Raw genomic sequence first — 17983 nt, forward strand, 5'->3', positions numbered from 1 at the left:
ATGGCCCTGTTGCGCACAATCCTGCTGCGGTTGCTGACCACCGCCATCACGCTGATCGGCGTGGCGGTGATCGTGTTTGTCGTGATCCGCGTGGTGCCCGGCAACCCTATTGCCATGATGCTGCCCCCGGGCGCGACCGAGGCCGACATCGACCGGCTGAAGGCGCTTTACGGCTTTGACAAATCCATCCCCGCGCAATTCGTGATCTGGGTGCAGGGGGTGATGCAGGGCAATTTCGGCACATCCATTTCCAGCCGCCAGCCAGTGCTGGGGCTGGTGCTGGGCCGCCTGCCCGCCACGCTGGAGCTTTCGCTGATGGCGCTGGTGATGGCGGTCATCGGCGGCGGGCTGGCCGCGCTGACCGGCACGCGCCTGCGTGGCGGGCGGGTGGAGGGCGCGATTGACGTGGCCAATGGCATGGCGCTGTCAGTGCCCGATTTCCTGTGGGGGCTGGTGCTGATCCTGCTGTTCGGGGTGCTCTGGCCGGTGTTCCACATCTCGGGGCGCATCTCGCCCGCGCTGGATTTGCCCTTTGCCACCAACTTCTACCTGATCGAAAGCATTCTGCGCCTGCGGTTTGATCTGTTGGCCGACCTCTTGGCACATATGCTGCTGCCCGCGCTGGCGCTGGCGATCCCGCTGGCGGCAATCATCGCGCAGTTGCTGAAACAGTCGCTGAAGGAAACCATGCATCTGGATTACGTCACGCTGGCCCGCACGCGCGGCTATTCCGAATCCGCCGTGATCTGGCGTGAGGCTTTGCCGAATGCCCTCTTGCCCACGCTGACGCTGGTGGGGGTGCAGTTCACCTTTCTGATCGGCGGCACGGTGATCATCGAGCGGCTGTTTTCCTACGAGGGCTTGGGCAACATGGCCATTGATGCGGTCATCAACCGCGACCTGCCGCTGATCCAGGGGATCGTGATCCTGTTTGCGGTCATTTTCACCGGGGTCAATCTGGTGGTTGACCTCGCCTATGCGGCGCTGAACCCCCGGCTGCGCCATGGTTGACGGGCGCAGCATGGTGAAGCGCCGGACGGGGCTGCGCCTGTGGCTGTCCGGCGGATGGATCATGCTGCTGGTTCTGGCGGCCCTGCTGGCCCCCTGGATCAGCCCGCAAGACCCCCTTGCGCAAGACCTGTTCATGGGCCGCCTGCCGCCTTTCTGGGCCGCGGGGGCCGAACCGGGCTATCCCTTGGGCACCGACAGCCTTGGCCGCGATGTGCTGTCGCGCATGCTGCACGGCGCGCGCATCGCCGTGCTGGTGGCGCTGATCGCGGGCATCTGCACCGGGATCATCGGCGCGACCCTTGGCCTGATCGCCGGCTATTTCCGCGGCTGGCCCGATCTGGTCATCTCGCGCCTGATCGACATCTGGATGGCCTTTCCGCCCGTGCTTTTCGCCATATTGCTGGTGGCGGTAGTCGGCCCCGGCCTGACGTCGATCATCCTTGCCATTGTCATCATCGACTGGACCCGCTTTGCCCGCGTCATCCGCGCCGAGGCGATGGCCCAAGGCGCGATGGATTACACCGCATCGGCGCGCGTCGCAGGGCAAAGCCGCATCGGCACCATGCTGACCGAGATTTTGCCCAACGTCCTGCCCACCATTGTGGTGCTGCTGACGCTGGAAATGGGCATCGCGGTGATCGTCGAGGCGATCCTTTCCTTCGTCAACCTCTCGATCTCCACCGACGACCCGACATGGGGCGGCATGATTGCCGAGGGCCGCGCCTCGGTGCATCAGGCGTGGTGGGTGCTGGTATTCCCGCTGGTGGCGCTGTTCCTGACCGTTCTCAGCTTTTCGCAACTGGGCGAGGGGCTGAAAGACCGGTTCGATCCGGTGCTGCGATGAGCTTTCTGTCCATCCGCAACCTTTCCGCCGTGCTGGAGGGTGGGCCGCGCCTGCTGCGGTCGGTGTCGCTGGACCTTGCGGCGGGCGAGGTGCGTGGGCTGGTGGGCGAAAGCGGTGCCGGCAAGTCGATGATCGGCAAGGCGATTCTGGGCACCCTGCCCCGGGCGGTTTCCATCGTTGAAGGCGAGATCTGGCTGGATGGTGTTGACCTGCTGCGCCTGCCCCCCGCCCGCCGCCGCCAGATCATCGGCGCCAGCGCCGCGCTGATCCCGCAAGACCCGCTGACCGCGCTGAACCCTTCGCGCCGCATCGGCCCGCAGATCACCGACCGTCTGGTGCATATTCTGGGCTGGCCCCGCGCCCGCGCCGAGGCCCGCGCGCTTGATCTGCTGGCCGAGGTGCAGATCGACAACGCGCCCCGCGTGCTGCGCAGCTACCCGCATGAGCTGTCGGGCGGCATGCGCCAGCGCATCCTGATCGCCGCCGCCTTCGCCGCCGAGCCGAAACTGATCGTGGCCGATGAACCCACAACCGCGCTGGATGTGACGGTGCAGAAACAAATCCTGCGGCTGATCAAGGGCATGCAGGAACGGCACAGCACGGCGATCCTGTTCGTGACGCATGATCTGGGCGTGGTGTCCAAGGTCTGCGACCATCTGAGCGTGCTTTATCAGGGCAAGGTGGTGGAAGACGCCCCGATGCGCCGGTTCTTTGCCGCGCCCGCCCATCCCTATGCCCGCGCCCTTCTGGCCGCGACGCCACAATACACCGACCCGGAGGGTTCGTTGCTGCCCGTGCCCGATGCGGTCATTGCCCAGGTGCGCGCCGAGGTGGCAAAGGCCGATGCCGGGTGGTCACATGGATAAGCCCCTGTTCCAGATCGAAAACTTGCACCTGTCGCTGGCCGACATGACGCGCAAGCCGCTGCTCGGCCCCGCCCCGCGCATCCCCATCCTGCGCGGCCTCAGCTTCAGCATCGCAAGGGGCGAGGTGCTGGGCATCGTCGGTGGTTCCGGTTCCGGCAAATCCACCCTGGGGCGCACGCTGCTGCGTCTGCTGGAACCTTCCTGCGGCACGATCCATTTTGACGGGCAGGACATCACCCACCTGCCCGAACCCGCGCTGCGCCCGCTGCGCCCCCGCATGCAGATGATCTTTCAAGACCCCATGTCATCACTGAATCCGCGCCGCCGCATCGGTGCCATCATCGCGGCCCCCCTTCATCTGCACGGGTTCAGCGGCATCCCTGCCCGCGTCGATCAGGCGCTGGATCAGGTGGGCCTGCCCCGCGCCTTTCGCCACCGCTATCCGCATGAACTGTCGGGCGGCCAGCGCCAGCGCATCGGCATCGCCCGCGCCATCGCCCTGAATCCTGCTTTCATCCTGGCCGATGAAATCGTGTCGGGCCTTGATGTGTCCTCACAGGCCCAAGTGCTGAACCTGCTGGAAAGCCTCGTGAAAGACCTGGGCCTTACCCTCGCCTTCATCAGCCACGACCTCAGCGTGATCCGCCGCCTTTGCAGCCGCATCATCGTGCTGCACCGGGGGGAAATCGTGGAAAACGCCCCCGCCACCCAGCTTTTCGCGCATCCGCAGGCCGATTATACGCGCGAGTTGTTGTCAGCGATCCCGCTGCCGGACCCCGATCAGGTCTGGGTATGACTGGCACGGCATGCCGCCCTTGTTGCCTCTTTCCAGACCCAAATATCCCACGGGGGTCCGGGGGTGTGAAACCCCCGGCGCTCGGCCAGTCTCATGCCGCGTCCCACCCCGCACGGATGAACCGATATCCGTCCCGATACACCGCCTCGGGGCTTTCCGCGAAATCGCGCCAGACTTTCGTGGCCGCCGCCAGTGCCGGCAAGCCCCGGCCAAAGGCCTCGATGGTCAGCCAGCCGTCATAACCGCTGGCCTTGATCCCGCGAAAGGTCTGATCCCACGGGATATTGCCGCGCCCCGGCACACCCCGGTCATTTTCCGACAGATGCACATGCACGATGTTGCGCAGATTGCCGGTGAAGGCGGCAATCGGGTCTGCCTCCTCGATATTGGCATGGAATGTGTCATACATAGCGCGGATATGCGGGTGGCCGATGGCATCGACATGCGCCGAAAGGTCGGCCATCGTGTTCAGCAGATAGCATTCGAACCGGTTCAGCGCCTCCAGCCCCACGGTCACGCCGCGCGTCCCCGCATGGTCGCCGATGGCGCGCTGTGACGCAACCGACCGCGCCAGTTCCTCGGCCGTCGGCCCTTGCCCGGAAAAATGCCCCAATGTGGAATGCAGCGGCCCTGACAGCGTACCCGCCCCCAAAGCCGCCGCGCAATCAATCGCGTGGCGCATATAGGCCACGCCCGCCGCCCGCGCCTGATTGTCACCGATCAGGTTCATCGCGGGGTCGCCCATGGCCGACACGGCGGTGCGCGCCAGCCCGATCTCATCCAGCAGCGCGCCGAGGCGGGTGTAATGGTCCACCTCGCCCTCGAAAACCGGGATCTCCACCCCGTCAAAGCCGGTGGCCTTCAGATCGCGCAGCAGGTTTGCGTGATCTTCGGTCACATGGGTCGTCCACAAAAACAGGCACATCCCGATTTTCATCATGACCTCATGGGGTTACAGGCCCAGCTTCACCCAGGAAGCATTGGCCCTGGACGATTCCACACAGGCCGCCACAAAGGCCACGCCTTCCAGCCCGTCCGTCACCGAAGGATAGATCACCTCCGGGTCCACTGCACCGGTCCGCGCGGCGCGGATGGCGCGGGCGGCCTCGGCATAGATATTGGCGAAACCCTCCAGATAGCCCTCGGGATGGCCGGGCGGAATGCGCGACATGCGCGCTGCGGCGGGGCCAGACCCCGCACCGCCCCGGGTGATACGCTGGCGCGGCTGGCCAAAGGGGGTGAACCACAGGTAATTCGGGTCTTCTTGCGACCATTCAATGCCGCCCTTGGTGCCGTAAACCCGCAGCTTCAAACCGTTTTCATGGCCAACGGCCACCTGCGAAGCCCAGAGCATGCCCCGTGCCCCGCCCTGAAACCGCAGCATCACATGGGCGTTGTCATCCACCCGCCGCCCCGGCACGAAAGCCTGCAAGTCTGCCGCCAGCATATCCAGTTCCAGCCCCGTCACGAACCGCGCGAGGTTGTAGGCATGGGTGCCGATATCGCCCGTGGCCCCGCCCACCCCGGTTTTCGCGGGGTCGGTGCGCCATTCGGCCTGTTTCGACCCGGTGGATTCCACATCCTCGGTCAGCCAGTCCTGCGCGTATTCGGCCTGCACCAGCCGCAGATCACCCAGCAGCCCGTCAGCCACCATCGCCCGCGCCTGCCGGATCATCGGATAGCCGGTGTAGTTGTGCGTGAGTATGAACAACCGGCCCGAAGCCTTTGCCAGATCTGACAATTTGCGCGCATCTTCAAGCGTGGCGGTCAGCGGCTTGTCGCAGATCACATGGATGCCCGCGTTCAGGAACGCCGCTGCGGCGGGGTAATGCATGTGGTTCGGCGTCACGATCGACACCACCTCGATGCCATCCTCCCGCGCCGCTTCGGCCACCGCCATGTCGGCGAAACTGGCATAGCTGCGCTCTGCCGCGATGCCCAATGCCGCGGCCGATGCCGCCGCGCGGGCGGGGTCAGAGCTTAGCGCCCCCGCCACCAAAGTGAATTCGCCATCAATACGCGCGGCGATGCGGTGGACGCCGCCGATGAACGCACCCTGCCCGCCGCCCACCATGCCATAGCGGATCGGCCCTGCGCCCGCGTCTGTCGTGCCCGTGATTGCCATGTCAGATCCCCATCAGCCGTTTCAACAGCGCCATGTCAGACCCGCCACCCGCGAAATCGTCAAATGCCCTTTCCGTCAGCCGGATGATGTGGTTGGCGATGAAGGGGGCCCCTTCGGCTGCGCCATCCTCGGGGTGTTTCAGGCAGCATTCCCATTCCAGCACGGCCCAGCGGTCATAGCCGTATTGCGCGAGTTTGGAAAAGATGCCCACAAAATCAACCTGCCCGTCACCAAGGCTGCGGAAGCGCCCGGCCCGGTTCGTCCAGTTCTGATAGCCGGAATAGACACCCTGCCGCCCCGTCGGGTTGAACTCGGCATCCTTGACGTGGAAGGCGGAAATGCGTTCGTGGTAGATGTCGATGAAGGCCAGATAATCCAGCTGTTGCAGCAGGAAGTGGCTGGGGTCGTAGTTGATGGTGCAGCGTTTGTGCCCGCCCACGGCATCAAGGAACATCTCGAATGTCGTGCCGTCGAACACATCCTCGCCGGGATGGATTTCATAGCCCAGGTCCACCCCCGCTTCCTCATACGCGTTCAGTATCGGCGTCCAGCGGCGGCCAAGCTCGGCGAAGGCCTCTTCGATCAGGCCCTGGGGCCGCTGCGGCCAGGGATAAAGATAGGGGAAGGCGAGGCTGCCGGTGAAGGACACCGAGGCTTTCAGACCCAGATGGGCCGAGGCTTTGGCCGCCTTCATCATCTGGTCCACCGCCCATTCCTGCCGGGCCTTGGGGTTGCCATGCACATGGGCGGGGGCAAAGCCATCAAACTGCGCGTCATAGGCGGGGTTTACCGCCACAAGCTGCCCTTGCAGGTGTGTCGAAAGCTCGGTGATCTCCACCCCGTTCTGCGCGCAGATGCCTGCCACCTCGTCGCAGTAATCTTTCGATTCCGCCGCACGCGCCAGATCGAACAACCGCCCGTCCCATGTGGGGATCTGCACGCCCTTGTAGCCCAGACCACCCGCCCAGGCGGTGATGGAATCGAGGCTGTTGAACGGGGCCTGATCCCCCGCGAACTGTGCCAGGAAGATGCCCGGCCCTTTCATTGTGGCTGCCATTGCGGTCGTGCCCCCCCTTTTGTCATGCGCTAACAGGCCCAGTCTGCCCGATTGCGCATCGGGAAGGGAAGGCGCTGCATTGGTCTTACCAAATTTTCTGTGCCCGAGGCAATCCTGCTGTCAGTCGAACGGGGCCGGGCAGCGGAATTCCGGCAAAACCGCCATATAATCATATTTATTAACGAAAAACCGACCAGTCACCATCCATCTTGCGCGCCAAATCACTTTGCGATAGCTGTTGAGCGAGCGCATCTGGTCGAACCAGATCCGCAAAAATCCGGCCCGCCGCGTGCTGGCCTGCTTCGCAACACGGGAGGATAGCGAATGCATCTGTCAACGCACAACTGGATGCGGGCCGAACCGCTGGAGGTCACGCTGCGCCGGATCAAGAAGTATGGCTACGAATCCATCGAGATCTCGGGCGAGCCTGCGCAATACGAGGTCACGGAAACGCGGCGGCTGCTGAAGGAACATGGCATCCGCTGCTGGGGCGCCGTCACGCTGACGCTGGGCGAGCGCAATCTGGCCGCCAAGGATGAGGGCCAGCGCGCCCGGTCGGTCGATTATGTGAAATCGGTGCTGACCATGGTGTCGGAGCTGGAGGGCGAGATCATCACCCTGGTGCCCGCGACCGTGGGCAAGGTGGTGCCGGATGCCACCGAGGAAGAGGAATGGGGCTGGGTGGTGGAGGCGACGAAAGAATGTTTCGCACATGCCCAGAAGGTTGGCGTCAAGGTGGCGATCGAGCCGCTGAACCGGTTCGAGACGTATTTCTTCAACCGCGCAGCGCAGGCGCTGGCCTTGGCCGATGCGGTTCACCCCGATTGCGGCGTGTGTCTGGATGCCTATCACCTGAACATGGAGGAAGCGAACATCCACGACGCCATCCGCCTCGCGGGCAAGCGGCTGTTTGATTTCCATGTGGCCGACAACAACCGTTTTGCGGCGGGTCTGGGCCATCTGGAATGGCCCAAGATCGTGAACACATTGCGCGAAATCGGCTATGACGGCGCGCTGACGAATGAATTCGTGGCCCCGGTGGACCGCACGCCTGCCGCGATCTATCCGCATATGGTGGAGCGCAACCCGGTGGACATCTCGCCCGAGCAGCTGAAGTTCATTCAGGATCACGGCTCATCCCTGCTGACCGAGGCGTTCTACGACGACCAGATGCGCATCACCGCCGAAACGCTGCTGCCGCTCATCAAATAAGCTGCGGCCCGGCGGGCCGGCCCTGGCAGGAGGTTGCCATGCGTATCAAGACCGTTCAGGCGTGGTGGGTCTCGATCCCGATCGAGGCGGCCCGTCAGCACCGCAGCGACTTCGGCACGCTGACCACGTTTGACGCGGCGATCCTCAGGATCGAAACCGATGACGGGCTGGTGGGCTGGGGCGAAGGCAAGAATGCCGCCGGATCGGCGGGCACCTATGCGGCCCTGGTGCATCTGCTGAACCACGAGGTCGCCCCCCTGCTGATCGGGCGGCAGGCGGGCGACATCACGGCGATCTGGGAAATGCTGTATAACGGTGTGCGTGCGGGGTCTGCCGCCAAGGCGGGCCATGCCATGCCGTCACTGGCGCGGCGCGGGCTGACGGTGGCCGCGATCAGCGCGGTGGACATCGCATTATGGGACATTCTGGGCAAGCATCTGGGCCAGCCGGTCTGGCAATTGCTGGGCGGGCGCAAGGCTGATCGGCTGCCCGCCTATGCCTCGGGTGGCTGGGCCGATGCGGCAAACATCGGCGCGCAACTGCAAGGCTATATCGACCTGGGCGGCTTCAAGGCGGTCAAGATGCGCGTGGGATCCATGGATCAGGCTGTGCATGTATCCGCCGAACGGGTGCGCGCCGCCCGCGCAGCCCTGGGCCCGGGGGTCGAGATCATGGTGGACGCCCACGGCACCTATACCGTGGCCGAGGCGAAACGGTTTGCCCATCTGACCGCCGATTGCGACCTTGCCTGGTTCGAAGAGCCGGTCATCGCCGATGACAAGCCCGGCATGGCCGAGGTGCGCGCCGCCACCACCGTGCCCATCGCCACCGGCGAATCCGAGGCCACACGCTTTGCCTTCCGCGATCTGGCGATGCTGCGCGCCTGCGACATTTTCCAGCCCGATCCGGCGTTTTGTGGCGGCATCACGGAAACCATGCGCATTGCAGCACTCGCATCCGCGTTCAACCTGCGCTTTGCGCCGCATCTGTGGGCTGGGGCGCCATGCTTTTTCGCGGGACTGCATTGCTGTGCCGCATCACCCGCCAGTTTCACCATTGAATATTCCTGCGGCGCAAACCCGATGATCCATGACCTGATCGAGGGCAGCGTCGCCGCAGCCGACGGGATGGTGGCCATCCCAGATGGACCGGGCCTTGGTTTTGCCCTATCGGAAAGGTTTCTTGCGGCCCATGTGAAGAGCGGTTGACCCCATGTCGGAAAAGAACCTGCTGACAGAGCTTGCGGCGCATCTGTATTCTTTCGGCGAAACCGAGAATGGCCGCATGCCTTCGGAACGGGAACTGGCCGAGCATTTCGCCGTCAGCCGGGGCCAGATCCGCGAAACGCTGGCGATACTGGAGGCGATGCGCATCGTCGAACGCCGCGCCAAATCGGGCATCTTCCTGACCACCCGCACCGCATCGGTCGAGGCGCTGGCGCTGTTTGCCAAGGCGGGCCTGCCGCTGGATCCGATCCAGATCTACGAGGCGGTGGAGCTGCGCAAGATACATGAGATCAAGGCGGCCGAACTGGCCTCGGCCCGTGCAACCGACGAGAATTATGACCGGCTGCGCGCGATATTGGCTGCATCCGAGCAGCGTATCGCGGCAGGCGGCACCCTCGCCGAGGAAGACCGCGATTTCCATCTGGAGATTGTGCGCGCCACGCAGAACACCGTGTTCTACCGGATTTGCAGCGTCTACTACGCCATGGGCGAACGCCGCCTGCCGATCTATTTCAGCGACCCCGACCGCAGCGCGCGATCACATGCCGAACATGTGCAAATCTTCGACGCCCTCTTGAAACGCGATGCCAATCTGGCACAAGCCCTGATGAGCGCGCATCTGCAAGGCGCGGAAAGCTACTGGAAGGGCCTGATCACAGGCAAGCCATCGGGGACTGCATGATCTTTTCCACCCATGTCCTGCACCCCGAGGTGACAGCCCGCCTGTCGGCCATGGGCGATTACCGCGTGGCAAGTGCCCCCACCGCCGCCGCGATCCTGGCCGAGGGCACCGGGGCAGAGGTGATCGTGGTGCGCACCGATGTGCCGCCCGCCTATTTCACCGCAGCCACCGGCCTGCGCGCCGCCGTGCGCCATGGCGCGGGGCTGGACATGATACCGATGGCCGATGCCACGGCCGCAGGTGTGATCGTTGCCAATGTGCCGGGGGTGAATGCCGCGACGGTGGCGGAATATGCCATCTTTGCCGCCATCGCGCTGCGCCGCCAGTTCCGCGCGATGGACCATGCGCTGCGCGACAGGGGCTGGGCGGCGGGCCGGGCCTTTGCCGATACCGGGCGCGATCTGGGCGGGGCCACGCTGGGCATTCTGGGGTTTGGCAACATCGGCCAGGCGCTGCACCGCATGGCGTTGGGGCTCGGCATGCCGGTGCTGGCCCATACGCGGCGGCCCGATACCTTGCCCGCAGGTGTGGGCGCGCGCAGCCTTGATGCGCTGGTGGCCGAGGCGGATGTGCTGGTGGTCTGCTGCCCGCTGACGGCGGAAACCCGGGGCATCATTTCGGCGGCGCGCATCGCCGCGATGAAACCTGACGCCGTGCTGATCAATGTGGCGCGCGGCCCGCTGGTCGATACCGCAGCCCTGACCGCCGCGTTGCAGGCTGGCCATCTGGCCGGCGCGGCGCTGGATGTGTTCGACGTGCAGCCCCTGCCCGCCGACAGCCCGCTGTTCGCGCTGCCGCAGGTGATCCTGACCCCGCATGCGGCGGGCATCACCGCCGACAGCATGTGGCGCATGGGCATGGGGGCTGCGGATGAGGTGGCCCGCATTCTGGCGGGCGGCCTGCCGCTGAATTTCTGCAACCCGGATGTGCTGCCCGCGTACCGCGCGCGGTTTCCGGGCTGATCCCGGCCCGATTTTCCTGCGAAAAATCCTGGCGCGCCTTTTGCAACCCGGCAGATTTTTCGCAGAAAAATCGCGGCCCTACCCTCCGTGCCGCAAGCTCCGCCCCGTGGCCTGATCGAACAGCACCACCTTGCCGGGGTTCCAGCCAAGGCCGACCGCATCACCGGCCACCACCCGCAGCGTGACCGGCACCGTGGCGCGCAGCGCCTGCGCGCCCACCTGCAGCGTCACGATCTTCTCGACCCCGTGGTTTTCCACATCGACGACGCGGGCCGGCGCACCTTCGCCGCCGAGTTCCAGATCCTCGGGGCGGATACCGAAGATCAGCGGGCGGCCAGATTCGGCCCCCTCCAACGGCAGGCGCAGACTGCCCGCCACCGCCTGCCCCCGCTCCACCGCGCCCGGCATCAGGTTCATCGCCGGGCTGCCCACGGCCCGGGCCACGAACGTATTGATCGGGTTGGTGTAAATCTCGTGCGGGGTCCCGACCTGCACCAAGACGCCCTTGTTCAAGACGCCGATCCGGTCGCCCATGCTCATCGCCTCGACCTGATCGTGGGTCACGAACAGGAATGTCTCGCCCAGGTTCATTTGCAGGTCTTTCAGCTCCGCCCGCAGCGCTTCGCGCAGTTTGGCGTCAAGCGCGGACAGGGGTTCGTCCATCAGGAAAACCTTGGGCGTGCGCACGATGGCCCGGCCGATCGACACGCGCTGCATCTCGCCGCCCGACAGCCGGTCGGTCTTGCGGTCCAAAAGATGTTCGATGCGCAGGGTTTTTGCCACCCGGGCCACACGCGCGGCAATCTCGGCGGGCGATGAGGGCCGGATCGGCGATTTCAGCGGGAATTCAAGGTTCTGCCGCACGGTATAGCGCGGATAAAGCGAGTATTGCTGCAACACCAGCGCCACATCACGCTCTGCCGCACCCCAGCCGGTCACATCCTGCCCGTCGATGAACACCCGGCCCTCGGTCGGCTTTTCCAGCCCGGCTATCAGGCGCAATGTGGTGGTCTTGCCCGCGCCGGTTTCACCCAGCAGCACGAAGAACTGGCCATCGGCGATATCAAGGCTCAGGTCGCTCAGCGCCCTTGCCGCGCCAAAGGTCTTGGTCACGCCACGAAGTTCGATATGCGCCATCAGAGTCTGATCCCCAAAGTCTGGCCCGTGGCCGTGTCGAACAGATGGGCGCGGCTGTGATCCAGCGTCACCCAGACCGGCACCCCCGGCCCCGGCACGAAACCCGCCTTGGTGCGCGCCCGCAGCGTGGCATCGCCAATGCGGAAATCCACGATGTCATGCGAACCCAGCGGTTCGATGATATGCGCCTCGGTCGCCACGGCACCGGGGGCGGGTTGCAGCGTCAGGCGCACGGCCTCGGGGCGCACGCCCAGCGTCAGGGGGCGGTTCGCCGGGCCGGTCGCCGCCACCTGCCCCAGCAGGGCGGATGGAAAGGCAAAGCCCTGCGTGGCCCCCGCCACCGTCACCCGCGCGCCACCGGCATCCTCGGCCAGCGTCACATCGGCCACGTTCATCACCGGGCTGCCCACGAATTGCGCCACGAACAGGTTGACCGGGTTGGCATAGACATCCTCGGGCGCGCCCACCTGTTGCAGCACGCCCGCATGCATCACCACGATCCGGTCGGCCAGCGCCATCGCCTCGATCTGGTCATGGGTCACATAGATCGTGGTCGAGCCCTGTTCGACATGCAGGCGCTTCAGTTCGACCCGCATTTCCTCGCGCAGCTTGGCGTCAAGGCTGCCGATGGGTTCATCCATCAGCATGGCCTTGGGGTTCCTGACCAGCGCCCGCCCGATGGCCACGCGCTGCAAATCGCCACCCGACAGCGCCGAGGGGCGGCGGTTCAGCAACCCGCCGATCTGCAACACATCCGCCACCCGGCGCACGGTGGTTTCCACCTGCGCCTTGGGCGTGCGCACGGCGCGCAGCGGGAAGGCCATGTTTTCAAACACCGTCAGATGCGGGTAAAGCGCGAAATTCTGGAAAACGAAGGCCACGTCGCGTTCTTCCACCCGCGTATCCTGCACCGGCTTGCCACCGATCAGGATCTCGCCGGAATCAATCGTCTCCAGCCCTGCAATCGCGCGCAGCGTGGTGGTCTTGCCGCAGCCCGACTGGCCCAGAAACACCACGAATTCCGTATCCTCCACCGTCAGGCTGACGTTGTTGATGACGTGGAACGCGCCAAAATGCTTGTTGATGTTGTGCAGCGCGATCTGGGTCATTCTTCAGCTTTCGGTGCGGGTATCTTGGTTGTGACCATGAAGCTGACCAGCCCCACGATGATGATGGTCAGGCCATAGCGGTGCAACGGCTCGATCCAGGGCTGGCACAGGGCGATGATGCCGAAGATCATCAGCGCCTGCGCACCGGGGATCAGATAACGCTGGTTGACGGCGCGAAAGCTCATTTCCGAATGGCTCCGAAAGACATGCCCCGCAGCAGGTGGTTGCGCAGCAGGAAGGTGAAGATGGCGACGGGCAGCAGGAACAGGAATGTGCCGGCGGCGATCACCGTCCAGTCGGGCAGGCCCGATCCGACCTGCGACGGGATGAAGGGCGGGGCCGTCTGCGCGCGCCGGTTGGTCATGATCAGCGCAAAGGCGTATTCGTTCCAGGCGGTGATGAAACAGAACACGGCGGTGGCGGCGATGCCCGTGGCGGCCTCGGGCAGCACGATCTTGAAGAACGCCTGCATGCGGGTGTAGCCATCGACCAGCGCCGCATCCTCGTATTCCTTGGGGATCTCGTCGATGAACCCCTTCATCAGCCAGACCGAGAAGGAAAGGTTGAAGGCGGTGTAAAGGATGATCAGCCCCAGATGCGTGTCGTTCAGCCCCACCGCGCGATACATCAGGAACATCGGGATGGCGACCACCACAGGCGGCAACATGCGGGTGGACAGGATGAAGAACAGCCAGTCATCCTCACCCTTCACCTTGAAGCGCGAGAAGCCATAGGCGGTGATCGTGCCCATGCTGACGGCCAGCACGGTAGAGGTGATGGCCACGATCAGCGAGTTCAGGAACCGGCTGGGATAGCCCGAGGGCTGCACCTCGCCCCGGCCCGAACGCACCACCTTTTCGCCGCCGTCAAACACCGTCTTTTCCCACCAGGGCGCGGCGTTGTAGACCTCTTCCGTCGGGGGTTCGCGCAGCTGGCTGCGCTTGGTGAACAGCTTGACGAAAGGCGAAATCTCCGGCTCGAAAAACACTGTGGGCGGCATGGTGGTGGCCAGATTGCGCGGCTTGAACGCGGTGGCGGTGATCCAGAAGATCGGCGCCAGCGTGATCAGCAAGATCACCAGCACGGCGGTGACAGACAGGCGGTGGCGGATGACCTCGCCACGGGTGCGGACGGCGGCCATCCTAACGTTCCTTCACTTTGTTCAGGTATTTGATGTAGATATTGGTGATCGCCAGCACCATGATCAGCACGATATAGGCCAGGGCGCAGCTCATCCCCGTCTGCCATTCCTGGAACGCCATCTTGTAAAGGCGGATCGAGATCACCTCGGTCGTGGGCTGCGAGGCCAGGATATAGGCCAGGTCAAAGGTCTTGAACGCCTCCATCGTGCGGAAGATGATGGCGATCATCAGGATGGGCGCGACCAGCGGCAGCGTGATGCGGAAGAAGGTGTAAAGCCCCGAGGCGCGGTCAATCGCCGCCGCCTCATACAGATGCTTCGGCACCGCCGACAGGCCAGCCAGCGACAGCAGCATCACGAAAGGCGACCACATCCAGATGTCGGCGATGGCGATGGCGTAAAGCGCCATGTCGGGGTCGGCCAGCCATTCGAACTTGCCCAGCCCCAGCGCATAGTTGATCACGCCGAAGTTGGGATCATAGAGCATCTTCCAGAACAGCCCCACCACCGCCATCGACAGCATCATCGGCAGCAGCAAGAGCGTGGTCAGCAGCCCCTTGAACGGGATCTCGCGGTTCAACAGCATGGCCACGCCAAAGCCCACGATCACCTGACCCGTCACCGACACGATCACGTATTTGGCGGTGATCGTGAAATTCCGCCAGATGAACGGGTCGGACAGAAGGGTGCGGTAATTGTCCAGCCCCACGAAATTGGCAGGCGCGTTGGTTGAGGCGCGGAAATCGGTGAACGAGTATCCCAGCGAGTAAAGCAGCGGGAAGATGTTGAAGACAATCAGGAAAACGATTGTCGGGATGATGAATAGGTTGCGGATGGCAAGGTCGCTCATGCCGCGGGAACGGGGACGGGCAGCAGCAGGGGCCGAGGCCAGCGTTCGGGTTGCCAAAGGGGGCCTCCGGTCTGTCAGATGTGGCGGGGAGAATAGAGAGAGGCGTTGCCGCCTCTCCCGCAGGTCATGAAATAGCGGGTGGCCTTACTGGCCGCGTCCGTATTTCGCGAAGGTGGCCTTCCAGTCGGCGGCCAGCGCATCCAGCGTTTCCTGCGCCGTGCCTTCGCCGCCCACGATATGCGGGTAAAGCCGGTTGTTCAGCTGGCCCAGCAGTTCGGCATATTCCGGCACCGCCCAGAAATCCTTCACGATGAACATCGTCTGGTAGAAGGCTTCGTTATAGGGCGTGGCCTGACGGAACTCCTGCGATTCCAGCACGGCGGCGCTGGCGGTATAACCACCCAGTTCGGCCCAGCGTTTCTGGGTTTCGTCCTTGATGAACCATTCGAGGAATTTCATCGCCTCTTCCTGGTTCTGGGAATAGGACACCACGGAAATCCCCTGCCCGCCCAGCGCCGCGAAACGGTCGCCCGAGGGGCCGGCCGGATTGGCAAAGAAGCCTGTGTTGGCGGCGTTCGGGTTTGTCGTCTCGTTCAGCAGGGCCGGGAAGAAGGCAAAGAAGTTCATCGACATTGCCGCCAGGTTTTCGGTGATCGCCTGGTTGTTCTCGACAAAGAAGGTCTTGGCCCAGCCGGGCGGGGTAAAGCCGTAAAGCTCGCGGTAGGCGTCCAGCGCGGCCACGGCCTTGGGCCCGTTGATGATGCCTTCCACCTCAAAGGTGTTGGGATCGCCCAGTTCGCCGCCATGGCTGAACAGCGCGTTCTCGAACCCCATGGCCAGCGCGTCATAGGAATTGTCGGTGTAGATGGCGATGCCATAACGGTTCTGGTCGGGGCGGTGGAAGAATTCGGCGATGTCGCGCAGTTGCTTCCAGTCGGCAGGCACGCCCAGCGGATAGCCGTATTTGGCCTCGAATGCGGCCATTTCCGCCGGATCCTCGAACCAGTCCTTGCGGTAGGACCAGCCCACGGCGTCGCCCTCGGCCGGGATGGCCCAGTATCTGCCGGAATTGCCGGGGTATTCCGCATAGTATTTCACGGTGGCGGGCGCCATGATGTCGCCCACCTTGTTGGCATTGAAGAACTCGGTCAGTTCAACGTAATGCCCGGCCTCCGACGCGGCACCCAGCCACTGGCTGTCGCCCACGATCAGGTCATAGGCCGAGCCCTGGGCGTTGAATTCGGTGAAGGCCTTGGTCTGGAAATCCGCCCATGGGGTCGTTTCCACCGTGACCACGACGCCGGTTTCGGCCTCGTATTCGTTCACCAGCTCCTGAAGATAGTTTGCCGGATCCCATTCGGCCCAGAAGATCGTCAATTCCTGGGAATAGGCGGATGTCGACATCAGCGTCATCCCGACACCGGCCACCAGGCCGGTCCATGTACCGCGCATAAGCTTTCCTCCCGTTCATGCACATCAAGTTCGGACCATGCGGGCATCTGACGGACCGCTGTGGTCGGCACCTTCAACTGGTATTACCAAAAGCCGAAGTGCGTCAAGAGCGATGTTTTGCCCGCCCCAGCCGCATCTGGCCCGACATCTGGGGGAAACCCTCTGCAACGCAGCAATAAACAGCGCCATATCATGGCTTTATCGCTGTGATTGCATCCTGCAGAAATCGCAGCCGCAGCAAAGCATGTTGCAAAACTGGTCGAACCAGATAGGCTGGATTGTGGTGGAAACGCGGTGGGCAAACGGGGGCCAGGGCACGACATGACACGGATCTATGCCATCGGCACCGCCGACACCAAGGCCGAGGAACTGGGCTATGTCGCGCATCTGCTGCATTTGCGCGGCTGCGCGGTGGTGACGGTGGATATCGGCACGCGCCCCGCCACCATGGCCACCAACATCGCCAACGGCGCCGTGGCGGCGCACCACCCCGATGGCGCGCAGGCGGTGCTGGGCGGCAATGACCGGGGCCGCGCGGTGGCGGCAATGGGCACGGCCTTTGCCCGGTTCATCGCCAGCCGCAGCGATGTGGCGGGGGTGATCGGCATCGGCGGCGGCGGCGGCACGGCGATGATCTGCGAGGGGATGCGCGCCCTGCCCTACGGCCTGCCCAAGCTGATGGTCTCCACCCTCGCCTCGGGCGATGTGGCGCCCTATGTGGGGATTTCCGACATCGTGATGATGCCTGCCGTTACCGATCTGGCGGGGCTGAACAGCCTGTCGCGCGTGATTCTGGCCAATGCCGCCGGGGCCATCGCGGGCATGGTGGCGCAAGGAAGCGCCGAGGCCCCGGGCAAGCCCGCCATCGGCCTGACCATGTTCGGCGTCACGACCCCCTGCGTCACCGCCATCGCCGCCGCCCTGCGCGAAAGCCATGATTGCATGGTGTTCCACGCCACCGGCACCGGTGGGCGCACGATGGAAAAACTGGCCGACAGCGGCCTGCTGACCGGGTTCATCGACATCACTACCACCGAGGTGGCCGATTACCTGTGCGGCGGCGTGCTGCCCTGCGATGCCGACCGCTTTGGTGCCGTGGCCCGCACGGGCCTGCCTTGGGTCGGGTCGCTGGGCGCGCTGGACATGGTGAATTTCGGCGCGCCCGCAACCGTGCCCACACAGCATGCCGGGCGGCTGTTCTACCACCACAACCCACAGGTGACGTTGATGCGCACCACGCCTGCCGAAAACGCCGCCATCGGCCAGTGGATCGCCGCACGGCTGAACCTGTGTGACGGCCCCGTGCATTTGCTGATCCCCGAGGGCGGGCTTTCGGCGCTGGATGCGCCCGGCGGCCCGTTCCACGACCCGGCCGCCAATGCCGCCTTGTTTCAGGCGCTGGAAAGCAATCTGCTCCAGACCGCCACCCGCCGCCTTATCCGCCTGCCCCACCATATCAACGACCCGGCCTTTGCCGCCGCCGCCATCACCGCCTTTCGCGCCCTGACCTGAG

The 17983-nt window shown here is 64.4% G+C and carries 18 protein-coding genes; 9 read left to right on the forward strand and 9 right to left on the reverse strand.

Annotation, left to right across the window (positions count from 1 at the left end; translation table 11 throughout):
• The 4 genes from GEU84_RS04430 to GEU84_RS04445 are packed head-to-tail and all read left to right on the forward strand — an operon-like array spanning position 1 to position 3517.
• Positions 1-1011, forward strand: coding sequence for an ABC transporter permease (locus tag GEU84_RS04430; protein WP_152824317.1), 1011 nt, complete (start codon positions 1-3; stop codon positions 1009-1011).
• Positions 1004-1855 carry an ABC transporter permease gene (locus GEU84_RS04435; protein WP_152824316.1) on the forward strand — a complete coding sequence of 284 codons (852 nt, stop codon included), beginning with the start codon at positions 1004-1006 and terminating at the stop codon, positions 1853-1855. The genes GEU84_RS04430 and GEU84_RS04435 overlap by 8 nt, the downstream gene beginning before the upstream one ends.
• The gene (locus GEU84_RS04440; RefSeq protein ID WP_152824315.1) at positions 1852-2721 is read left to right on the forward strand and encodes an ABC transporter ATP-binding protein; all 870 of its coding nucleotides are present in this window, start codon (positions 1852-1854) and stop codon (positions 2719-2721) included. The genes GEU84_RS04435 and GEU84_RS04440 overlap by 4 nt, the downstream gene beginning before the upstream one ends.
• Positions 2714-3517, forward strand: a complete 804-nt coding sequence (locus tag GEU84_RS04445) for an ATP-binding cassette domain-containing protein (RefSeq protein WP_152824314.1) — start codon at positions 2714-2716, stop codon at positions 3515-3517. The genes GEU84_RS04440 and GEU84_RS04445 overlap by 8 nt, the downstream gene beginning before the upstream one ends.
• 91 nt (positions 3518-3608) lie before the next feature.
• Here GEU84_RS04445 and GEU84_RS04450 read toward each other — a convergent pair whose 3' ends face one another.
• The 3 genes from GEU84_RS04450 to GEU84_RS04460 are packed head-to-tail and all read right to left on the reverse strand — an operon-like array spanning position 3609 to position 6699.
• The gene (locus tag GEU84_RS04450) at positions 3609-4454 is read right to left on the reverse strand and encodes a sugar phosphate isomerase/epimerase family protein (protein ID WP_152824313.1); all 846 of its coding nucleotides are present in this window, start codon (positions 4452-4454) and stop codon (positions 3609-3611) included.
• 15 nt (positions 4455-4469) lie between these two features.
• Positions 4470-5642: a Gfo/Idh/MocA family protein gene (locus GEU84_RS04455; RefSeq protein WP_152824312.1), complete on the reverse strand. Its 1173-nt coding sequence runs from the start codon at positions 5640-5642 to the stop codon at positions 4470-4472.
• A gap of 1 nt (position 5643) precedes the next feature.
• Entirely contained in the window at positions 5644-6699 is a 1056-nt protein-coding gene (locus GEU84_RS04460) for a sugar phosphate isomerase/epimerase family protein (RefSeq protein WP_152824311.1), read from the reverse strand.
• A gap of 324 nt (positions 6700-7023) precedes the next feature.
• On the opposite strand from GEU84_RS04460, the gene GEU84_RS04465 reads away from it, so the two are divergent.
• From GEU84_RS04465 to GEU84_RS04480, 4 genes are read left to right on the forward strand one after another with little or no spacing between them, the layout of a single operon-like run.
• Complete coding sequence (locus GEU84_RS04465) at positions 7024-7911, forward strand: sugar phosphate isomerase/epimerase family protein (RefSeq protein ID WP_152824310.1); 888 nt, start codon at positions 7024-7026, stop codon at positions 7909-7911.
• A gap of 38 nt (positions 7912-7949) precedes the next feature.
• The gene (locus tag GEU84_RS04470) at positions 7950-9119 is read left to right on the forward strand and encodes a mandelate racemase/muconate lactonizing enzyme family protein (RefSeq protein WP_152824309.1); all 1170 of its coding nucleotides are present in this window, start codon (positions 7950-7952) and stop codon (positions 9117-9119) included.
• Between the two features lie 4 nt (positions 9120-9123).
• Entirely contained in the window at positions 9124-9819 is a 696-nt protein-coding gene (locus tag GEU84_RS04475) for a FadR/GntR family transcriptional regulator (RefSeq protein WP_152824308.1), read from the forward strand.
• Positions 9816-10781, forward strand: a complete 966-nt coding sequence (locus tag GEU84_RS04480; RefSeq protein ID WP_152824307.1) for an NAD(P)-dependent oxidoreductase — start codon at positions 9816-9818, stop codon at positions 10779-10781. The genes GEU84_RS04475 and GEU84_RS04480 overlap by 4 nt, the downstream gene beginning before the upstream one ends.
• Positions 10782-10859: 78 nt before the next feature.
• On the opposite strand, the gene GEU84_RS04485 is transcribed toward GEU84_RS04480, so the two are convergent.
• From GEU84_RS04485 to GEU84_RS04510, 6 genes are all read right to left on the reverse strand, one after another.
• The gene (locus GEU84_RS04485) at positions 10860-11918 is read right to left on the reverse strand and encodes an ABC transporter ATP-binding protein (protein ID WP_152824306.1); all 1059 of its coding nucleotides are present in this window, start codon (positions 11916-11918) and stop codon (positions 10860-10862) included.
• Positions 11918-13027, reverse strand: coding sequence for an ABC transporter ATP-binding protein (locus GEU84_RS04490; protein WP_152824305.1), 1110 nt, complete (start codon positions 13025-13027; stop codon positions 11918-11920). Before GEU84_RS04490 ends, GEU84_RS04485 begins: the two co-directional genes overlap by 1 nt.
• Positions 13024-13212, reverse strand: coding sequence for a hypothetical protein (locus GEU84_RS04495; protein ID WP_152824304.1), 189 nt, complete (start codon positions 13210-13212; stop codon positions 13024-13026). Before GEU84_RS04495 ends, GEU84_RS04490 begins: the two co-directional genes overlap by 4 nt.
• A complete protein-coding gene (locus GEU84_RS04500; protein ID WP_152824303.1) occupies positions 13209-14168 on the reverse strand; it encodes a carbohydrate ABC transporter permease in 960 nt (319 codons plus the stop codon). The genes GEU84_RS04495 and GEU84_RS04500 overlap by 4 nt, the downstream gene beginning before the upstream one ends.
• Position 14169: 1 nt before the next feature.
• A complete protein-coding gene (locus GEU84_RS04505) occupies positions 14170-15018 on the reverse strand; it encodes a carbohydrate ABC transporter permease (RefSeq protein ID WP_152824302.1) in 849 nt (282 codons plus the stop codon).
• 144 nt (positions 15019-15162) lie between these two features.
• Positions 15163-16470 (reverse strand): ABC transporter substrate-binding protein, encoded by a 1308-nt coding sequence (locus GEU84_RS04510; protein WP_152824301.1) that lies wholly within the window; start codon positions 16468-16470, stop codon positions 15163-15165.
• A 321-nt stretch (positions 16471-16791) separates the two neighbouring features.
• Here GEU84_RS04510 and GEU84_RS04515 point away from each other — a divergent pair, with 321 nt between their 5' ends.
• Positions 16792-17982 carry a Tm-1-like ATP-binding domain-containing protein gene (locus tag GEU84_RS04515; protein ID WP_152824300.1) on the forward strand — a complete coding sequence of 397 codons (1191 nt, stop codon included), beginning with the start codon at positions 16792-16794 and terminating at the stop codon, positions 17980-17982.
• The last annotated feature ends 1 nt before the right edge of the window (position 17983 follow it).

Source organism: Fertoeibacter niger, assembly GCF_009380135.2.
GTDB classification, from domain to species: Bacteria; Pseudomonadota; Alphaproteobacteria; order Rhodobacterales; family Rhodobacteraceae; genus Fertoeibacter; species Fertoeibacter niger.

Bases quoted from the DNA above. Each gene is read 5' to 3' on its own strand.
- GEU84_RS04440 (WP_152824315.1), top strand. From the start codon at position 1,852: ATGAGCTTTCTGTCCATCCGCAACCTTTCCGCCGTGCTGGAGGGTGGG.
- GEU84_RS04455 (WP_152824312.1), bottom strand. From the start codon at position 5,642: ATGGCAATCACGGGCACGACAGACGCGGGCGCAGGGCCGATCCGCTAT.
- GEU84_RS04435 (WP_152824316.1), top strand. From the start codon at position 1,004: ATGGTTGACGGGCGCAGCATGGTGAAGCGCCGGACGGGGCTGCGCCTG.
- GEU84_RS04470 (WP_152824309.1), top strand. From the start codon at position 7,950: ATGCGTATCAAGACCGTTCAGGCGTGGTGGGTCTCGATCCCGATCGAG.
- GEU84_RS04465 (WP_152824310.1), top strand. From the start codon at position 7,024: ATGCATCTGTCAACGCACAACTGGATGCGGGCCGAACCGCTGGAGGTC.
- GEU84_RS04475 (WP_152824308.1), top strand. From the start codon at position 9,124: ATGTCGGAAAAGAACCTGCTGACAGAGCTTGCGGCGCATCTGTATTCT.
- GEU84_RS04450 (WP_152824313.1), bottom strand. From the start codon at position 4,454: ATGAAAATCGGGATGTGCCTGTTTTTGTGGACGACCCATGTGACCGAA.
- GEU84_RS04480 (WP_152824307.1), top strand. From the start codon at position 9,816: ATGATCTTTTCCACCCATGTCCTGCACCCCGAGGTGACAGCCCGCCTG.
- GEU84_RS04515 (WP_152824300.1), top strand. From the start codon at position 16,792: ATGACACGGATCTATGCCATCGGCACCGCCGACACCAAGGCCGAGGAA.
- GEU84_RS04485 (WP_152824306.1), bottom strand. From the start codon at position 11,918: ATGGCGCATATCGAACTTCGTGGCGTGACCAAGACCTTTGGCGCGGCA.
- GEU84_RS04500 (WP_152824303.1), bottom strand. From the start codon at position 14,168: ATGGCCGCCGTCCGCACCCGTGGCGAGGTCATCCGCCACCGCCTGTCT.
- GEU84_RS04460 (WP_152824311.1), bottom strand. From the start codon at position 6,699: ATGGCAGCCACAATGAAAGGGCCGGGCATCTTCCTGGCACAGTTCGCG.
- GEU84_RS04445 (WP_152824314.1), top strand. From the start codon at position 2,714: ATGGATAAGCCCCTGTTCCAGATCGAAAACTTGCACCTGTCGCTGGCC.
- GEU84_RS04490 (WP_152824305.1), bottom strand. From the start codon at position 13,027: ATGACCCAGATCGCGCTGCACAACATCAACAAGCATTTTGGCGCGTTC.
- GEU84_RS04430 (WP_152824317.1), top strand. From the start codon at position 1: ATGGCCCTGTTGCGCACAATCCTGCTGCGGTTGCTGACCACCGCCATC.
- GEU84_RS04510 (WP_152824301.1), bottom strand. From the start codon at position 16,470: ATGCGCGGTACATGGACCGGCCTGGTGGCCGGTGTCGGGATGACGCTG.
- GEU84_RS04495 (WP_152824304.1), bottom strand. From the start codon at position 13,212: ATGAGCTTTCGCGCCGTCAACCAGCGTTATCTGATCCCCGGTGCGCAG.
- GEU84_RS04505 (WP_152824302.1), bottom strand. From the start codon at position 15,018: ATGAGCGACCTTGCCATCCGCAACCTATTCATCATCCCGACAATCGTT.